A 16,718-nucleotide genomic window follows, 5' to 3' on the forward strand; every position below is an offset into this window, starting at 1 on the left:
CTCCTTAGATGAAAAAACTCAGACCCACACTAAACAGCAGCAGGGCGAACAGACGCTTGAGCAACAGTGGCGACAGGCGATGGGCCAGGCGCGCACCAAAACGGGCAAAGAACATGCTGGTCACGGCAATACCCAGCAACGCCGGGAGGTAGACGAAACCGACGCTCCATGGCGGCAGATGCGCATTCCCCCAGCCAGTGAACATGAAACTCAGCGCACCGGCGATGGCGATCGGCAATCCACAAGCCGCCGAAGTGGCCACCGCCTGCTGGATCGGCACGCTGCGCCAGACCAGAAAGGGCACGGTCAACGAACCACCACCGATGCCGAAAATTGCCGAGGCCCAGCCAATCACTCCGCCGGCCAACGTCAGCGCCGGCTTGCCTGGGACATCGCGGCTGGCCTTGGGTTTCAGGTCCAGCGCCATCTGCGCCGCCACGACGATGGCGAACGTACCGATGATCTTCTGCAACAACGGCCCCTGTATCAACGCCGCCGTCATCGCCCCTAACGCTGCACCGAGCAGGATACCGACGGCCAGCCAACGAAACAGCGGCCAACGCACCGCGCCATTGCGATGATGCTCGAGCAACGAATTGATCGAGGTGAAGACGATGGTCGCCAGGGACGTGCCCACTGCCAGATGGGTGAGGATTTCCGTTGCCATTCCCTGGGAGGTGAAGCTCAACACCAGCACCGGCACGATGATCAGGCCGCCACCCACGCCGAACAGGCCAGCCAGCACACCGGCGGCCGAACCCAGCACCAGGTAGAGCAGCAGTTCCATCGACACCCCCAAAAAACAAAGCGGCATGGTAGCGGAAATGCCCACTCAACGGCATACGGGTCGACGGAACGGTTGCCGCCCCTGGCTGAGCTCGCTAGCCTGCCAGACTCCGCCACCGGAGGAATCCGCATGTGCCTGATCGTCTTTGCCTGGCAGCCCGAAAACCAGACGGTGCTGCGCCTTGCAGCCAATCGCGACGAATTCTACGAGCGCCCCAGCGCCGCACTGGGTGAGTGGCAGGACGCCCCTGGCGTATTCGCTGGCCGCGACCTGCAGGCCGGCGGCACCTGGCTCGGCGTTACCACGCAAGGTCGCTTCGCGGCGCTGACCAACATCCGCGACCCCAGGCAGAAAGCCGGGCCACGCTCACGCGGCGCGCTGACGGCTGACTACCTGCTGAGCCAGGAGTCGGCACCGGCCTATCTCGACAGAATCATGCGTGACTCGGCAGCCCATGCCGGGTTCAACCTGCTGGTTGGCGACCGCCACCAGCTCTGGCACTTCAACTCTGCGGAAGGCCGGCCCCGGCAACTGCAGAGCGGCATTTATGGCCTGTCCAATGCCAATCTCGATACGCCCTGGCCGAAGCTGCTGCGTGCCAAGAATGCCTTGAGCGATCAAGTCGAGAGCGGGGATGAAGCGTTATTGGGGCTGCTGAGCGACAGTAGCCAGCCGGACGATCAGCTGCTGCCGGATACGGGCGTGGGGTTGGCGACGGAGCGGCTGCTGTCGAGTGTGTTCATCGCGAGCGCCGCCTATGGCACTCGCGCCAGCACGGTGCTGAGCCTTGAGCACAATGGCGACTGGAGCATCATCGAACGCAGCTTCGGCCCGCATGGCGCCGTGCTAGGCGAGGTCGCCTTAAGCGGGTAAGCCGCGCGGTGGGAGCGAGCTCTGCTCGCGAATCCTGGTGCACAAAAGCTTCGCGAGCAGAGCTCGCTCGTACAAGCGATCAGGCCTGGATATTGGACGCTGGATTGATCACCCGACCCAGGCCCAGATTGCGCAACGCCAGATGCAGGGTGCTGTAGATCAGGTGCGGGTTGTCCATGGTCATCACCTGGCCGAGCAGCTCCTTGGCCTTGCTCTGGGTCACCTGGCGCAGCAGCCATTTCACCTTGGGCAGGTTGGTGGCGTTCATCGACAGCGAATCGAAGCCCATCGCCAGCAGCAACACGGCCGCCGCCGGATCACCCGCCATCTCGCCGCAGATGCTCACCGGCTTGCCTTCGATGTGCGCGTCGTTGACCACCTTCTGCAACGCCTGCAGCACCGCCGGATGGAGGAAGTCGTAGAGATCGGCTACACGCGGGTTGTTGCGGTCTACGGCCAGCAGATATTGGGTCAGGTCGTTGGAGCCGACCGAAAGGAAGTCCACCTGGCGTGCCAGTTCGCGGGTCTGGTAAACGGCTGCCGGGATCTCGATCATCACGCCGATAGGCGGCAACGGCACATCGGTGCCCTCGTCACGTACCTCGCCCCAGGCACGGTGAATCAGGTGCAGCGCCTCCTCCAGCTCCTGCGTGCCGGAAATCATCGGCAGCAGGATGCGCAGATTGTTCAGCCCCTCACTGGCCTTGAGCATGGCGCGGGTCTGTACCAGGAAGATTTCCGGGTGATCGAGGGTCACGCGGATGCCGCGCCAGCCAAGGAAGGGGTTCTCTTCCTTGATCGGGAAGTAGGACAGCGACTTGTCGCCACCGATATCCAGGGTGCGCATGGTCACCGGCAGCGGATGGAAGGCCTGCAACTGCTCACGATAGGTGGCGAGTTGTTCCTTCTCGCTGGGGAAGCGCTCATTGATCATGAATGGCACTTCGGTACGGTACAGGCCGACGCCCTCGGCGCCGCGTTGCTGGGCGCGCGCCACATCGGCGAGCAGACCGGTGTTGACCCACAGCGGCATGCGATGGCCGTCGAGCGTCTCACACGGCAACGCACGCAGGGCATCGAGCCCTTCGGTGAGCTGGCGTTCCTCCTCGACAACCTCAGCGTACTGCTTGCTCAGCAGCTCGCTGGGGTTGGTGAAGACCTCGCCATGGTAGCCATCGACGATCAGCTTGATCCCGTCGATCTTCGAGTACGGCAGATCGACCACGCCCATCACCGTGGGAATACCCATGGCGCGGGCGAAAATCGCCACGTGGGAGTTGCCCGAACCGGTCACCGAGATCAGACCGACCAGTTTGCCTTCCGGCACTTCGCCGAGCATCGCCGGCGACAGCTCCTCGCTGACCAGGATGGTGTTATCCGGGTAGACCAGCGTGGTTTTGCGTTCTTCCTGCAGATAAGCAAGCAGGCGCCGACCGAGGTCACGCACATCGCTCGCGCGCTCACGCAGGTAAGCATCGTCCATCAGTTCGAAGCGATTGACGTGGTCGAGCACCACCTGGCGCAAGGCGCCCTGCGCCCACTGCCCGGTACGGATGACCTTGCGCACCTCGTTACCCAGCGCAGCATCCTCGAGCATCATCAGGTAGACGTCGAACAGCGCGCGCTCTTCCTTGCGCAGCTGAGTGGCGAGTTTCTCGGACAGCTCCTGCATGTCCTCGCGTACCCAGCCGAGCGCCTTGTCGAACAGCTCCAGCTCCGCCGTGATGTCATCGACGCTGCGGTCTGGAACTACATTGAGATCGGCCGGGGGCAGCACCACGACAGCGGTACCGACCGCTGCCCCCGGTGCGCCCGGCACGCCGACGAACTTGGCCTCCTGCACGCCTTTGCCCTGGCGACCCAAGCCGCGGATCGAGCCAGTCGCCTCGGCATGGGCGATAACGCCAGCGAGCTGCGCGCTCATGGTGACCAGGAAAGCTTCCTCGCCCTCGTCGAACTGGCGGCGCTCCTTCTGCTGCACAACCAGAACGCCCATCACCCGGCGATGGTGGATGATCGGCGCGCCGAGGAAGGAGGCGTAGCGCTCCTCGCCAGTCTCGGCAAAATAACGGTAACGGGGATGGCTGGCGGCGTCTTCGAGGTTCAGCGGCTCTTCGCGGCTACCGACCAGGCCGACCAGGCCCTCGCTGGGGGCCATGCTGACCTTGCCGATGGAGCGCTTGTTGAGGCCGTTGGTGGCCATCAATACGAAACGGTTGGTTTCCGCATCGAGCAGGTAGACCGAGCAGACCTGGCTGCCCATCGCTTCCTTGACCCGCTGCACAATGATCGATAGCGCCGCCTTGAGATCCTTGGCGGCGTTTACTTCCTGGACGATCTTGCGCAGCGTATTGAGCATGCTCGGTTGGGGTCCGTATCAGTCGCGCACTATCAGGCGCGGGGCGAGTTCCTTGAGCGCGCGGCGGTAGACCTCGCGTTTGAATGTGACCACCTGACCCAACGGGTACCAGTAACTGACCCAGCGCCACCCATCGAATTCGGGCTTGCCGGTCAGGTCCATGCGTACGCGGTCTTCAGCTCCGGTCAGACGCAGCAGAAACCACTTCTGCTTCTGTCCGATGCACAGCGGCTGGCTGTGCGTGCGCACCAGACGCTGCGGCAAACGATAACGCAACCAGCCTCGGGTGCAGGCGAGGATATTCACATCCTGCTCTTCGAGCCCGACCTCTTCATTCAGTTCACGGTAAAGCGCCTCTTCCGGCGATTCACGATCATTAATGCCGCCCTGGGGAAACTGCCACGCATCCTGGTTGATACGCCTGGCCCAGAGCACCTGGCCGAAATCATTGGTCAGGATGATGCCGACATTCGGGCGGAAACCATCAGAATCGATCACGGCAAGCAACCTCGTACACGCAAGTTCCGGCATTGTTCCACAAAGCCGGCGACAGCAGCAACGCGGGTTTAGGTGCAGTTTGAAAGCCCCGGCAAAGCGGCTATTCTGGCGCGCCTCCCCTTTCCACAGAACAGGTAACGAACCGTGCGCTTGGCCCTTTTCGATCTCGACAACACCCTGCTGGCTGGCGACAGCGACCACAGCTGGGGCGAATTCGTCTGCCAGCGCGGCCTGGTCGACGCAGCCGAGTACCTCGCGCGCAACGATGCCTTCTATGCCGATTACTGTGCCGGCAAACTGGACGTGGTGGCCTATCAGAATTTCAGCCAGGCCATTCTCGGACGCCACGACATGGCGCAACTGGCGCAGTGGCACCGCGAGTTCATGTCCGAGGTGATCGAGCCGATCATTCTGGCCAAGGGCGAGGCACTGCTGGCCGAGCACCGCGCCGCAGGTGACAAGCTGGTGATCATCACTGCCACCAACCGTTTCGTCACCGCGCCCATCGCCGAACGCTTGGGCGTGGAGACGCTGATCGCCACCGAATGCGGCATGCAGGACGGCCGCTATACCGGGCAGATCACCGGCACGCCGTGCTATCAGGGTGGCAAGGTGACGCGACTGAACGAGTGGCTGACAGAGACGGGGTACAACCTCGACGGGGCCTACTTCTATAGCGACTCACGCAATGACCTGCCGCTGCTCGAAGCGGTGGCCAACCCCGTGGCAGTCGACCCGGATGACGTGCTGCGCGCCACCGCCACCGAGCGCGGCTGGCCGGTGATCTCGCTGCGCTGAGCGTCACAGCCAAACGTAGGGCGCCGTGCGCACCGCAAGTTCCAGCGTCAGCCGCCGGTGCGCACAGCCTGGGCGGCCCCGCGACACCCTACCGGGCTGAACACGCAGTTGTAGGAGCGGCTTCAGCCGCGAAATCTTTGATAGCGGCAATCGCGGCTGAAGCGCAATGCCGCCCAGCCGCCCCTACAGGCGCAAAGCAAGCGCAGCCGGTAAAACGTAGGGCGGTCTCGCGAGCGAAGCGAGTAGCCCGCAGACCCGCTCAAGCCGGCTTGGCGCCCATCAACGCCATGATGGCGATCAGCAATACCAGAATCAGCCCGGCATAGATCAGGCACAGGCGCTTCAACGCTGTTGGCGCTGGCGCATCACCCAGCGCACGCCAGACGGCCAGGCGACCGGCCAGCAGCAAACCGAGCAGCATCATCAGCGCATAGAGAATGCTGCCCAGCAGCAGCCAGGTCTGCCCCAGCGGCCAGCCGGCGGTGTCCACCAGCCAGTAGCCAGTGACCGGCAGGCTCAGCGCCAGCACGGCGAACGCCGGAAAGCTGAACAGCAGAGTCACCCGCAGCTTGCGCGCCAGCACGGCGGAATCGCCACCGCGCTGCGCCTTGAACAGCATGATGCCATGGGCGATCAGGCCGAGCAGCAGCAACACGCCCGGGGCGCTGTGGAGGATGCGAACCAGCAGGTAGTGTTCCATCGTGGTTTCCTTTTATTCGGCGATTAAGTAGGGCGGGGGCAACTCGCGAGAACGCGGCGGCGGGTTACACCCGCCCTACCCGTGCTCAGCCGAGAAACAGCTTGTAGGCCGGATTCTCGCTTTCATCCCAGTAGGGATACCCGATGGCGTCCAGCGCCGCTGGCACCAGATGGCGTTCGTCCGCTGGCACCTGCAGCGCGGCCAGCACGCGGCCATCGGCAGCGCCGTGGTTGCGGTAGTGGAACATCGAGATGTTCCAGCGCCCGCCCAGCTTCTGCAGGAAGTTGAACAGTGCACCCGGCCGCTCGGGGAATTCGAAGCGCAGCACCATCTCGTCACCGACGCCAGCAGCATGACCACCGACCATGTGGCGGATATGCAGCTTGGCCAGTTCGTTATCGGTCAGGTCCAGCACCGGGAAGCCCTGCGCACGCAGGCCTTCGACCAGCGCCTGGCGTGGGTCATTCTCCGGATGGGTCTGCACACCGACGAAGATGTGCGCTTCGCGATCAGTGTGATAGCGATAGTTGAACTCGGTGATCTGGCGCTTGCCAACCGCCTCGCAGAAGGCCTTGAAACTGCCCGGCTGCTCGGGGATGGTCACGGCGATGATCGCCTCGCGCTTCTCGCCAAGCTCGGCGCGCTCGGCCACATGACGCAGGCGGTCGAAGTTGACATTGGCGCCGGAATCGATGCCCACCAGCACTTCGCCGTTGGCACCCTGGCGCTCGACGTACTTCTTGATTCCGGCCACGGCCAGCGCACCGGCCGGCTCGGTGATCGAGCGAGTATCGTCGTAGATGTCCTTGATCGCCGCACAGATCTCGTCGGTGCTGACGGTGATCACCTCATCGACGTGATGTTTGCAGATATCGAAGGTGTGCTGGCCGATCTGCGCCACTGCCACGCCATCGGCGAACAACCCGACCGTCGGCAGCACCACGCGCTCGCCAGCCGCCATCGCCTGCTGCAGGCAGTTGGAGTCATCCGGCTCGACGCCGATCACCTTGATCTCTGGACGCAGATACTTCACGTAAGCCGCGATACCGGCGATCAAGCCGCCGCCGCCGACCGGGACGAAGATGGCGTCGATATGGCCCTGATGCTGGCGCAGCACTTCCATGGCCACGGTGCCCTGCCCGGCGATCACCAGCGGATCGTCGTACGGGTGGATATAGGTGTAGCCCTTCTCTTCTACCAGCTTCAGTGAATGCGCCAGCGCCTCGGGGAAGGCATCGCCGTGCAGCACCACCTTGCCGCCGCGCGAGCGCACGCCCTGCACCTTCAGCTCCGGCGTGGTGCGCGGCATGACGATGGTCGCTTTCACGCCCAGGTGCTTGGCCGCCAGGGCCAGGCCCTGCGCATGATTGCCGGCCGAGGCGGTGACAACGCCACGCGCCAGCTCTTCCGGGGACAGTTGCGCCAGCTTGTTGTAGGCGCCGCGAATCTTGAACGAGTACACCGGCTGCAGATCTTCGCGCTTGAGCCAAATCTGGCTACCCAGCCGCTCACTGAGCTGACGGGCGGGTTGCAGCGGGGTTTCCACCGCGACGTCATAAACGCGCGAGGTGAGGATCTTCTTCACGTACTGTTCGAGCATGGCGATTTCGCAGGCGTTCGGGCTTTGAGAGGACTGCCGAGTCTACCCCAGCGCCGCGCCGGACGACCATACGAAAGGCGCGGGTTCTGCCCCGTTAGCACAATACTTGCGGCTATAATTCGCGGCTTAACTCTCTACCTTCCCAGGCATTCCCCCGCGATGAACCAGGATCAGTTGAAACAGGCCGTGGCCCAGGCCGCCGTCGACCACATTCTCCCGCGCCTCGACAGCAAGAGCATCGTCGGCGTAGGCACCGGCTCCACCGCCAACTTCTTCATCGACGCGCTGGCCAAGCACAAGATGGACTTCGACGGCGCCGTCGCCAGCTCCGAAGCCACCGCCGCACGCCTGAAAGGCCATGGCATCCCGGTCTACGACCTCAACAGCACCGCCGAACTGGAGTTCTACGTCGACGGCGCCGACGAGAGCGACGAGCGTCTGCACCTGATCAAGGGCGGCGGCGCAGCGCTGACCCGCGAAAAGATCGTCGCCGCCGTGGCCAAGACCTTCATCTGCATCGCCGACGCCAGCAAACTGGTGCCGGTGCTGGGCAACTTCCCGCTGCCGGTCGAAGTGATCCCCATGGCGCGCAGCCATGTGGCGCGCGAGCTGGTGAAGCTGGGCGGCGACCCGGTATACCGCGAGGGCGTGCTGACCGACAACGGCAACGTCATCCTTGATGTGCACAACCTGTCGATCACCGATCCGGTAAAACTGGAGGCGGACATCAACGCCATCGTCGGCGTGGTCACCAATGGCCTGTTCGCCGCCCGCCCGGCCGATCTGCTGCTGCTCGGCACCGCCGAAGGCGTGAAGACGCTCAAGCGCTGAGACGCCAGCAGTCGCGTCAATCGTAGCCCGGATCGCATCCGGGCTACGGAGCCTGCCAATGCGCCGCCTACTCCAACAGGCGACGCAGCTCCTCACTCATCGGCATGGGTTGAAAAGCACTGACCCGCGCCCGCCCAGTGTTGCCGATGGGCACCCAGATGCGCGAGAACAACAGCGCTGCCAGGATGCGCGGCATTTGCCCCAGCACCTCACGCATATCCCCTTGTTGCCAGCCTGCCTGCAGCATCAGCCAGTGCGAACGCGCATGCAGCCACGGGCGCCGCTGAGTGAGGATGTGTGCACGTTCCAGCCAGACCAGCGCTGCGGCGCTGCGATGAGCGCGAAGTTCGCGTTGCGCCTGAGTGAAAGCTTCGTCGATGGCGGCTTGCAGTTCCATGTTCATATCGCCTTCCTTCATTTGCGCAACAAGCGCAGGCCGTTGAACACCACCATCAGGCTCACGCCCATGTCGGCGAACACGGCCATCCACATGGTCGCCTCCCCCGTTAGCGTCATGGCTAGGAAAACAGCCTTTATCCCCAGCGCCAGGACGATGTTCTGCACCAGGATGGCGTGGGTCTGCCGCGACAGGCGCACGAAGGCCGGAATCTTGCGCAGGTCGTCATCCATCAGCGCGACATCTGCGGTTTCGATGGCCGTGTCGGTGCCGGCGGCGCCCATGGCGAAGCCGATCTCGGCCTTGGCCAGCGCCGGCGCATCGTTGATGCCATCGCCAACCATGCCCACCACCTTGTCCTGCGCCTGGCGCGCCTCGACCCAGGCCAGCTTGTCCGCAGGTAGCAGGTCGCCACGCGCCTCGTCGACGCCGACCTGCTCGGCGATGACTGCCGCGGTGTGGGCGTTGTCACCAGTGAGCATGCAGGTGCGTACGCCCAGTTCGTGCAGTTCGGCGACCGCCTCGCGGCTGGTCTGACGCACCGTGTCTGCGACGGCGAAAAGCATCAGCGCGCGCTGTTCGTCGCACAACACCACCACGCTCTTGCCCTGACGCTCCAGCGCCTCCAGACGCTCTTCCAGCTGCATAGAGCAGAGCCCGAGGTCTTCGACCAGGCGATGGTTGCCTATATAAAGCAGCGTGCCATCGACCATGCCCTTGGTGCCGCGCCCTGGCAGCGCCTCGAAGCCCTCGACCTCATGCAGCGCCTGCCCTTGCTCTGCGGCGTGCTGAGCCAATGCCCGGGAAACCGGATGGTCGGAGCGCGCGGCCAGGCTCGCTGCCCAGGCGGCGTGCAGCGGCTCATCCACTTCCAGCAGGTGGAGAATGTCGGTTTGCACCGGTTTGCCGTGAGTCAGGGTGCCGGTCTTGTCCAAGGCCAGCAGCGCCAGATGCCGGCCGTTCTCCAGATACACGCCGCCCTTGATCAGGATGCCCTTGCGCGCAGCGGCTGCCAGGCCGCTGACGATGGTCACCGGCGTGGAGATCACCAGTGCGCAGGGGCACGCCACCACCAGCAGCACCAGGGCACGATAGACCCAGTCGAGCCAGGCACCGCCCATCAGCAACGGCGGCAGCACGGCAACCACCAGGGCGAAAGCGAACACTGCCGGGGTATAGATGCGCGAGAACTGATCGACGAAACGCTGGGTAGGCGCGCGCGAACCCTGCGCCTCTTCGACCGCATGGATGATGCGCGCCAGGGTGGTGTCGCGTGCCGCCGCCGTTACGCGGAACTCCAGCGAACCGGCCTCGTTGATGGTGCCCGCGAACACCGGATCGCCCACACCCTTCTCTACCGGCAGGCTTTCTCCGGTGATCGGCGCCTGATTGACCGTTGACGAGCCGCCGACCACCTCACCATCGAGGCTGATGCGTTCACCGGGTCGCACACGCACCACGGCGCCCAGTCCGATGGACTGCACGTCCACTTCCTGCCAAGCACAATCGGCCTGTTTCACCGTCGCGCGAGGTGGCGCCAGATCCATCAGCACGCGAATCGCATTGCGCGCCCGGTCCAGCGAGCGCGCCTCGATCAGTTCGGCCAGGGTGAACAGCACCATCACCATCGCCGCTTCTGGCCACTGGCCGATCAGCACGGCGCCGGTCACGGCGATGCTCATCAGCGCATTGATGTTGAGGTTGCGATTCTTCAGGGCGATCCAGCCCTTCTTGTAGGTGTTCAGCCCGCACACCAGGATGGCGGCCACCGCCAGCAGTGCCACCAGCCAGTCCGGACCGAGCTCGGCAAAATGCACGACCTCGGAAGCGGTCGCCACCACCCCGGCCAACGCCAGCGGCCACCAGGGCTTTTGCACGGGAGCGGCGACCGGCTGCTGAGCGGTGTTCTCATCCTGCAACTGCGGCGTGAAGCCCAGAGCCTCGATGGCAGGCAGAACCTGGGCCAGCGCCCCCTCGTCGTGACTGACGGTAAGCACGCGCTGCAGCAGGTTGAATTGCAGGCCCGCCACGCCCGGTAGCCGACCCAGTGCATCACGGATCAGGCGTTCTTCCGTGGGACAGTCCATCTGCTCGATACGAATGCGGGTGTTCAGCGGGCCACTCAGCGGCTCGTCAACGGACTGCTGATGAGCATCGTGATCATGCCCGGCGTGGCCGTGGGCATGTTCGTGGTGGGCAGGCGGCTGTTCGTGCGAGTGGTCGCAGCAACGGCTCATGGCAAGTCTCCGTCAGGTATCTGTTGCCGAGTACACACCCTGTAGTCACTATAGGGTCAAGCACTCGCGGAGGCGAACCCATGAAAATCGGAGAATTGGCGAAAAAGGCCGGCTGCCAGGTGGAAACCGTGCGCTATTACGAGCGTGAAGGGTTACTCCCGGCGCCCGCACGCAGCGAAGGCAACTACCGCCTGTATGGCGCTCCGCACCTGGAGCGCCTGGTATTCATCCGCAACTGCCGGACGCTGGACATGACCCTAGAAGAAATCCAGCGGCTGCTGGCTCTGCGTGACCTGCCGCATGAGAGCTGCGCCGGCATCAACAGCCTGGTGGACGAACATATCGAGCACGTCGAGGCACGCATAAACAGCCTGCAGGCGCTACGCGGCCAACTCACCGAGTTGCGCGACCGCTGCAACGGCCCCAAGGAGGCGGAAGACTGCGGTATCCTGCGCCAGCTCAACGTCAGCGGTGGCGTGCAACCGCTGCCGGACGACGGCCATACCCATGTTGGCAAGAGCCACTCGCATTGATGAACTAAGCTTGCTGGGCACCGCTCCGGTATCTCACCGGACACTCAGGGAGAAACGAAAATGGCTGGAAAATTCGAACTGAAGAAGGCCAAAGACGGCCAGTTCCACTTCAACCTGCTGGCGAGCAATGGCCAGGTCATCCTCAGCAGTGAGATGTACAAGGCCAAGGATTCAGCGCTCAACGGCATCGAGTCGGTGAAGAAGAACTCACAACGCGACGGCGCCTTCGAGAGCAAAACCTCGAGCAACGACAAACACTACTTCCTGCTCATGGCCACCAACGGCCAAGTGGTCGGGCAAAGTCAGATGTATGCCAGTGCCGCCAGTTGCAAGAATGGCATCGAGTCGGTGCAAAACAATGCACCGGGCGCGCCGACCGACGACCAGACGAATTAGTCGCTCTGCTTCCTGAACACGTAGAACAGATTCGGCTCGCTGATCAGATACAGGTTGCCATCGTCGTCCGTTGCCACGCCCTCGGCCTGCGGCACACCGCGCTGCAGGCCATGTTGCCCACGCAGCAGCGACAGGGTGCTGACCGGCTTGCCGTCGGCGTTCAGCTCGATCACTAGGCGAGATTCATCCGACAGCGCCAGCATGTGGCCCGTCGCCGCATCGAAATCAAGGCTGGAAAGATCGCGCACGAACAAGCGGGCATCACGCTTCGGGTCGGTATTGACCTGCAGCGCCAGCGGCTTGCTCTCGTCGACATGGGGGAAACCCAACACTTCGAAAATGCGCACCGGGTCGCGCTCCTTGGCTACCAGCAGACGCTGGTTCTTTGCATCGTAAGCCAGGCCCTCGAAACCCTTGTTGCCGTTGCGGCCGATCCCCAGGGAAAGCTGCTGGAAGTCGGCGGCATCGATCACTCGCGTGGCGTCGTCTATGCGTACCTTGACCAGACGCTGCTCGCGCTCGTCGGCGATCACGTAGACACCGGGCGCCACATACTCGATAGCCTCAGGATCACCAAAACCCTCGAGGTCGATAGTGCGCTTGAGCTCACCGTCCAGGCTCATCTCGATCACCTTGGCCGGCTTATTGGTGACACTGAACAGGCTGCGCCGATCCGGATCGTAGGTCAGCGCCGAAACATCACTGATATCGGCAATAGGCTTGGCCTCGATCACCACGCGGTAGTCGCCTAGCCACAGTGACTGCTCGCGCCACTGCGCACCGTGCTGCCACTCTTGCACGGAGAACCAGGCTCGCTCGAACAATCGATACTGCTGGCCCAGCACGGCTCCAATCAACAGCACGAACAACAGCAGATAAAGCCAGGGGTTGATGGAGAGCAGACGACGCATGATGAGTTTCTCTGACTACCACGGAAAAGCCCGCCACGGGCTTAACGTGGCGGGCGGGCGGGATATCGCGATCAGTTGATCAGCTCAACGCGATCGACATCGATCTCGCGGCTGTTGAAGTCCTTGTCGACTTCACCGGTCAGGCGCACCTTGGCGGTTTCCGAGACTTTCTGGCCCGGCCAGTCTTCGTCGTCGATTTCAACCTGGATGGTGCCGGTGGCGTCCTTGAACTCGTAGAGTTCATCTTGCAGACGCTTGACGATCTGACCTTCAAGAACAACATGGGTGTCGTCAGCAGCTTCCAGCGCAGCAGCCACGGTGGTGACCTGCGGGGTGGCGCCAGGGCCGGTGTAACCGGTGGCGAAAGCAGCGGTGCTGAGCAGCGGCAGAACCATCAGAGCGAGAGCGGTACGTTTCATGGTGTGAACCTCGTTGTTCGTAAGTGACGGGGTCAGATTAGTGTCGCTAGCTGAAGCCAGACTGAATCGACGCTTAAGCGAAACTGAATCCGTCACGGGCGCTCATCCGGCATCCGGCGCCGGTTTACTGAAGACATAGAACAGGTTGGGCTCGGCGACGATATAGATGTTGCCCTCTTCATCCATAGCCACCCCCTCGGCCTGCTTGATGCCTTGCTCCAGACCATTGAAGCCCGCATTGAGGCTGAGGAAGCTGACCGGCTGACCAGCGCGATCGATCTCCAGCAACATGCGCGACTCATCGGAGAGCACCAGTACGTGGCCCGTGCGCTCATCGACGCTCAACGAGGAAATGTCGCGTAGGCCGAGGTTAGCGGATGCCAACGGGTGCAAGACCCCAACGTCATCGTCAGCTCCAGGGAACGGCATGCTGAACAACCCCAGTGGACTGCGCTCCTTGCCAAGCAGCAGGCTATGGCTACGTGAGTCCCAACCCAGCCCTTCGAAACCCTTGTTGCCTGACTCGGCGAACCCCAGGTCGAAGCCGGGGAAATCGGCCGCATTCAATTCGAGATCATCGTCGCCCAGGGTGAACGTGGTGAGCTGGCGACGCCGCTCATCGACGATGGCCATCAGACCGTTGTCCATCATCTCCACGCCCTCAGGGTCAGCGAAACCCTTGAGCTCGATGCGCCGTAGGACTTCACCCTCACGCGACAGCTCCACTAGCAGAGGATTCTTGCCGGTGACGGTGAACAAGGTGCCGGTCTGCGGGTTATAGGTCAGCCCCGAGGTCTCGTCCTTTTCCAGGCCGGCCAGCGCCTTGGCCTGGATCACCGCGCGGTAACCCGGCAACCAGACACTGGCCAGGCGATCAACCAATGGCGTCGAGCGTTCCTGCAGCCATAACTGGGCGCGGTCATCCCAGTGCTGGGTCTGCGCCAGTGCACCCAAGGCGACGACTGCCAGGCCTGAAAGCCAGTAGCGGGGGCGGCGAATCTTACGAAGGAGAGCGGACATCGGCTACGGCTCGGCTGCATGATGGCAATCCGACATCCGCTGTCGAGAGGAGTTCCGCCGTCCAGAGAGGAGGACGGCGACCGACTTCAGCGCTCAGGCGCTGAGCGCGTCTTATAGCACGCGGCTGGTGAAGCGACTGTGACCGACCAGCTCCAAAACCAGCTCGTCGCCCTTGTTCAGCGCACCCACGCCGACCGGCGTACCGGTGAGGATGACGTCGCCAGGCTGCAGGGCAAAGTGCACGGCCATGTGCTGGATCATCGACACGATGGGGTTGAGCATGTCGCGGCTATTGCCGTCCTGGCGGGTTTCACCATTGATCACAAGGCGAATGCCGATATCGGCCAGATCCTCGATGGCATCGCCCGGCACGAAGGGCGCCAGCACGCAGGCACCGTCGAAGCTCTTGGCGATTTCCCAGGGATAGCCCTTCTCCTTGAGCTTGGCCTGCACATCGCGCAGGGTCAGATCCAGCGCGGGGGCGAAGCCGCTGATGGCGTCTCGCACCTCCTCGGCATCCGGCTTCTTCGACAGCGGCTTGCCGATCAGTACGGCGATCTCCGCCTCGTAATGCACCGAACCGCGATCATCGGGAATGGCGAAACCGCCATCGAGCGGCACCACACAGGAGCCCGGTTTGATGAACAGCAAGGGTTCGCTGGGCACCGGGTTGTTCAGTTCCTTGGCGTGCTCGGCGTAGTTACGGCCGATGCACACGACCTTGCCAAGGGGAAAGTGGACGGTGGTTCCGTCGACGTACTGGTGCTGATAGCTCATCACCGACTCCTGTGTTGTTTATATTGTGGGCATGGCGGCTTGTGGCCGGTGCCGTACCTTAACCGACGCGGGGCCGGATACGAAAACGCCCGCTGTCAGGCGGGCGTCTGCGATCAGGCGAAGATCTTGCCGGGGTTCATGATCCCGTTGGGATCGAACACCGCCTTGATCGCCTTCATATACGCAATCTCGGCCGCCGAGCGGCTGTATTGCAGATAATCGCGCTTGGTCATGCCAACACCGTGTTCGGCACTGATCGAGCCGTTGTACTTCTCGACGATCTCGAACACCCACTTGTTGACCACCGCGCACTTGGCGAAGAAGTCTTCCTTGGCCAGCGCTTCGGGCTTGAGGATGTTCAGGTGCAGGTTGCCGTCACCGATATGGCCGTACCAGAGCACGTCGAAATCCGGGTAGTTGGCCGAAACGATATCGTCGATGTCCTTGAGGAAGGCCGGTACCTGGCCGACGGTGACGGAGATGTCGTTCTTGTAGGGAACCCAGTGGCTGATGGTCTCGGAGATGTACTCGCGCAGCTTCCACAGGTTCTGCAGTTGCTGCTCACTCTGGCTCATCACGCCGTCGAGCACCCAGCCCTGCTCGACGCAGTGCTCGAAGGTCGCCAACGCTTCGTTGGCCACATCCTCGTTCAGCGCCTCGAACTCCAGCAGGGCATAGAACGGCGTGCGGCTCTCGAACGGCGCCGGCACGTCACCACGGCCGAGGATTTTCTCCAGGCAGCGGTCGGAGAAGAACTCGAAGGCGGTCAGGTCGAGCTTGCCCTGGAAGGCGTGCAGCACCGGCATGATCGAATCGAAATCCGGCGTGCCGAGCACCATCGCGGTGAGGTTCTTCGGCGCACGCTCCAGGCGCATGGTGGCCTCGACGACGAAGCCCAGCGTGCCTTCGGCGCCGATGAACAGCTGGCGCAGGTCGTAGCCGGTGGCGTTCTTGATCAGGTCGCGGTTCAGCTCAAGCAGTTCGCCGGTGCCGGTGACCACTTTCAGGCCGGCGACCCAGTTACGGGTCATGCCGTAGCGAATCACCTTGATTCCACCGGCATTGGTGCCGATGTTGCCACCAATCTGGCTGGAACCGCTTGAGGCGAAATCCACCGGGTAATAAAGGCCCTTCTCTTCAGCGAACAGTTGCAGCTGCTTGGTTACCACGCCCGGCTGGCAGACGACGGTGCGGTCGTACTCGTTGAACTCGACGATGCGGTTCATGTAGTCGAACGACACCACCACCTCGCCATTGGCGGCCACAGCAGCGGCGGACAGACCCGTGCGGCCGCCCGACGGCACCAGGGCGATCTTGTGCTGATTGGCCCAGCGCACGATGGCCTGCACCTGCTCGGTGGTCTTGGGGAAGACGATGGCCGAAGGTGCCGGAGCGAACTGCTTGGTCCAATCCTTGCCGTAGGTTTCCAGGGAATCGGCGTCGGTCGATACCTTGCCTGGTTCAACCAGGGTCTTCAGCTCTTCGATCTGGGCAGGGGTGGTCATCTACTGAACTCTCAAAGGATTCATGGTCGCCCTGAGAACCATTCAGGTCGCAACCGAGCATTGAAAAAGGCGAACAT

17 protein-coding genes are annotated in these 16,718 nt (G+C 63.0%); 5 read left to right on the forward strand and 12 right to left on the reverse strand.

Annotation, left to right across the window (positions count from 1 at the left end; translation table 11 throughout):
- Positions 1–4 precede the first annotated feature (4 nt).
- Positions 5–787 (reverse strand): sulfite exporter TauE/SafE family protein, encoded by a 783-nt coding sequence (locus CDO35_RS17745; RefSeq protein WP_099525991.1) that lies wholly within the window; start codon positions 785–787, stop codon positions 5–7.
- Positions 788–916: 129 nt separating this feature from the next.
- Here CDO35_RS17745 and CDO35_RS17750 point away from each other — a divergent pair, with 129 nt between their 5' ends.
- A complete protein-coding gene (locus CDO35_RS17750; RefSeq protein ID WP_099525992.1) occupies positions 917–1,660 on the forward strand; it encodes an NRDE family protein in 744 nt (247 codons plus the stop codon).
- Between the two features lie 79 nt (positions 1,661–1,739).
- Here CDO35_RS17750 and ptsP read toward each other — a convergent pair whose 3' ends face one another.
- Together ptsP and CDO35_RS17760 are read right to left on the reverse strand one after the other, a co-directional pair.
- The gene (gene ptsP / locus CDO35_RS17755; protein WP_099525993.1) at positions 1,740–4,019 is read right to left on the reverse strand and encodes a phosphoenolpyruvate--protein phosphotransferase; all 2,280 of its coding nucleotides are present in this window, start codon (positions 4,017–4,019) and stop codon (positions 1,740–1,742) included.
- A gap of 18 nt (positions 4,020–4,037) precedes the next feature.
- Positions 4,038–4,517: an RNA pyrophosphohydrolase gene (locus CDO35_RS17760; RefSeq protein WP_099525994.1), complete on the reverse strand. Its 480-nt coding sequence runs from the start codon at positions 4,515–4,517 to the stop codon at positions 4,038–4,040.
- Positions 4,518–4,661: 144 nt separating this feature from the next.
- Here CDO35_RS17760 and CDO35_RS17765 point away from each other — a divergent pair, with 144 nt between their 5' ends.
- Positions 4,662–5,315, forward strand: coding sequence for a histidinol-phosphatase (locus CDO35_RS17765; protein WP_099525995.1), 654 nt, complete (start codon positions 4,662–4,664; stop codon positions 5,313–5,315).
- 259 nt (positions 5,316–5,574) lie between these two features.
- Here CDO35_RS17765 and CDO35_RS17770 read toward each other — a convergent pair whose 3' ends face one another.
- Both CDO35_RS17770 and ilvA read right to left on the reverse strand, forming a co-directional pair.
- Positions 5,575–6,015 carry a DUF2269 family protein gene (locus CDO35_RS17770; RefSeq protein WP_099525996.1) on the reverse strand — a complete coding sequence of 147 codons (441 nt, stop codon included), beginning with the start codon at positions 6,013–6,015 and terminating at the stop codon, positions 5,575–5,577.
- Between the two features lie 85 nt (positions 6,016–6,100).
- On the reverse strand, positions 6,101–7,615 hold the full coding sequence (gene ilvA / locus CDO35_RS17775) for a threonine ammonia-lyase, biosynthetic (protein ID WP_099525997.1): 1,515 nt from the start codon (positions 7,613–7,615) through the stop codon (positions 6,101–6,103).
- Between the two features lie 159 nt (positions 7,616–7,774).
- On the opposite strand from ilvA, the gene rpiA reads away from it, so the two are divergent.
- Complete coding sequence (gene rpiA / locus CDO35_RS17780) at positions 7,775–8,446, forward strand: ribose-5-phosphate isomerase RpiA (protein ID WP_059392378.1); 672 nt, start codon at positions 7,775–7,777, stop codon at positions 8,444–8,446.
- Positions 8,447–8,513: 67 nt separating this feature from the next.
- Here the strand turns inward: rpiA and CDO35_RS17785 are convergent, their stop codons facing one another.
- Positions 8,514–8,849 (reverse strand): DUF3703 domain-containing protein, encoded by a 336-nt coding sequence (locus CDO35_RS17785; RefSeq protein ID WP_099525998.1) that lies wholly within the window; start codon positions 8,847–8,849, stop codon positions 8,514–8,516.
- Positions 8,850–8,860: 11 nt separating this feature from the next.
- Entirely contained in the window at positions 8,861–11,080 is a 2,220-nt protein-coding gene (locus CDO35_RS17790) for a heavy metal translocating P-type ATPase (protein WP_099525999.1), read from the reverse strand.
- 80 nt (positions 11,081–11,160) lie between these two features.
- On the opposite strand from CDO35_RS17790, the gene cadR reads away from it, so the two are divergent.
- Positions 11,161–11,613 carry a Cd(II)/Pb(II)-responsive transcriptional regulator gene (gene cadR / locus CDO35_RS17795; protein WP_099526000.1) on the forward strand — a complete coding sequence of 151 codons (453 nt, stop codon included), beginning with the start codon at positions 11,161–11,163 and terminating at the stop codon, positions 11,611–11,613.
- 60 nt (positions 11,614–11,673) lie between these two features.
- On the forward strand, positions 11,674–12,009 hold the full coding sequence (locus CDO35_RS17800) for a YegP family protein (protein WP_099526001.1): 336 nt from the start codon (positions 11,674–11,676) through the stop codon (positions 12,007–12,009).
- Here CDO35_RS17800 and CDO35_RS17805 read toward each other — a convergent pair.
- From CDO35_RS17805 to CDO35_RS17825, 5 genes are all read right to left on the reverse strand, one after another.
- Positions 12,006–12,920, reverse strand: coding sequence for an SdiA-regulated domain-containing protein (locus tag CDO35_RS17805; protein ID WP_099526002.1), 915 nt, complete (start codon positions 12,918–12,920; stop codon positions 12,006–12,008). The genes CDO35_RS17800 and CDO35_RS17805 overlap by 4 nt on opposite strands.
- A gap of 71 nt (positions 12,921–12,991) precedes the next feature.
- Positions 12,992–13,339, reverse strand: a complete 348-nt coding sequence (locus tag CDO35_RS17810) for a NirD/YgiW/YdeI family stress tolerance protein (protein WP_021490467.1) — start codon at positions 13,337–13,339, stop codon at positions 12,992–12,994.
- 102 nt (positions 13,340–13,441) lie between these two features.
- On the reverse strand, positions 13,442–14,359 hold the full coding sequence (locus tag CDO35_RS17815; RefSeq protein WP_099526003.1) for an SdiA-regulated domain-containing protein: 918 nt from the start codon (positions 14,357–14,359) through the stop codon (positions 13,442–13,444).
- Positions 14,360–14,470: 111 nt separating this feature from the next.
- Entirely contained in the window at positions 14,471–15,136 is a 666-nt protein-coding gene (locus tag CDO35_RS17820; RefSeq protein ID WP_099526004.1) for a fumarylacetoacetate hydrolase family protein, read from the reverse strand.
- A gap of 113 nt (positions 15,137–15,249) precedes the next feature.
- Positions 15,250–16,641 (reverse strand): FAD-binding oxidoreductase, encoded by a 1,392-nt coding sequence (locus CDO35_RS17825; RefSeq protein WP_099526005.1) that lies wholly within the window; start codon positions 16,639–16,641, stop codon positions 15,250–15,252.
- Positions 16,642–16,718: the final 77 nt, after the last annotated feature.

Origin of the sequence: Pseudomonas sediminis, from assembly GCF_002741105.1 — a bacterium.
In the GTDB taxonomy this organism is placed as follows: Bacteria; Pseudomonadota; Gammaproteobacteria; order Pseudomonadales; family Pseudomonadaceae; genus Aquipseudomonas; species Aquipseudomonas sediminis.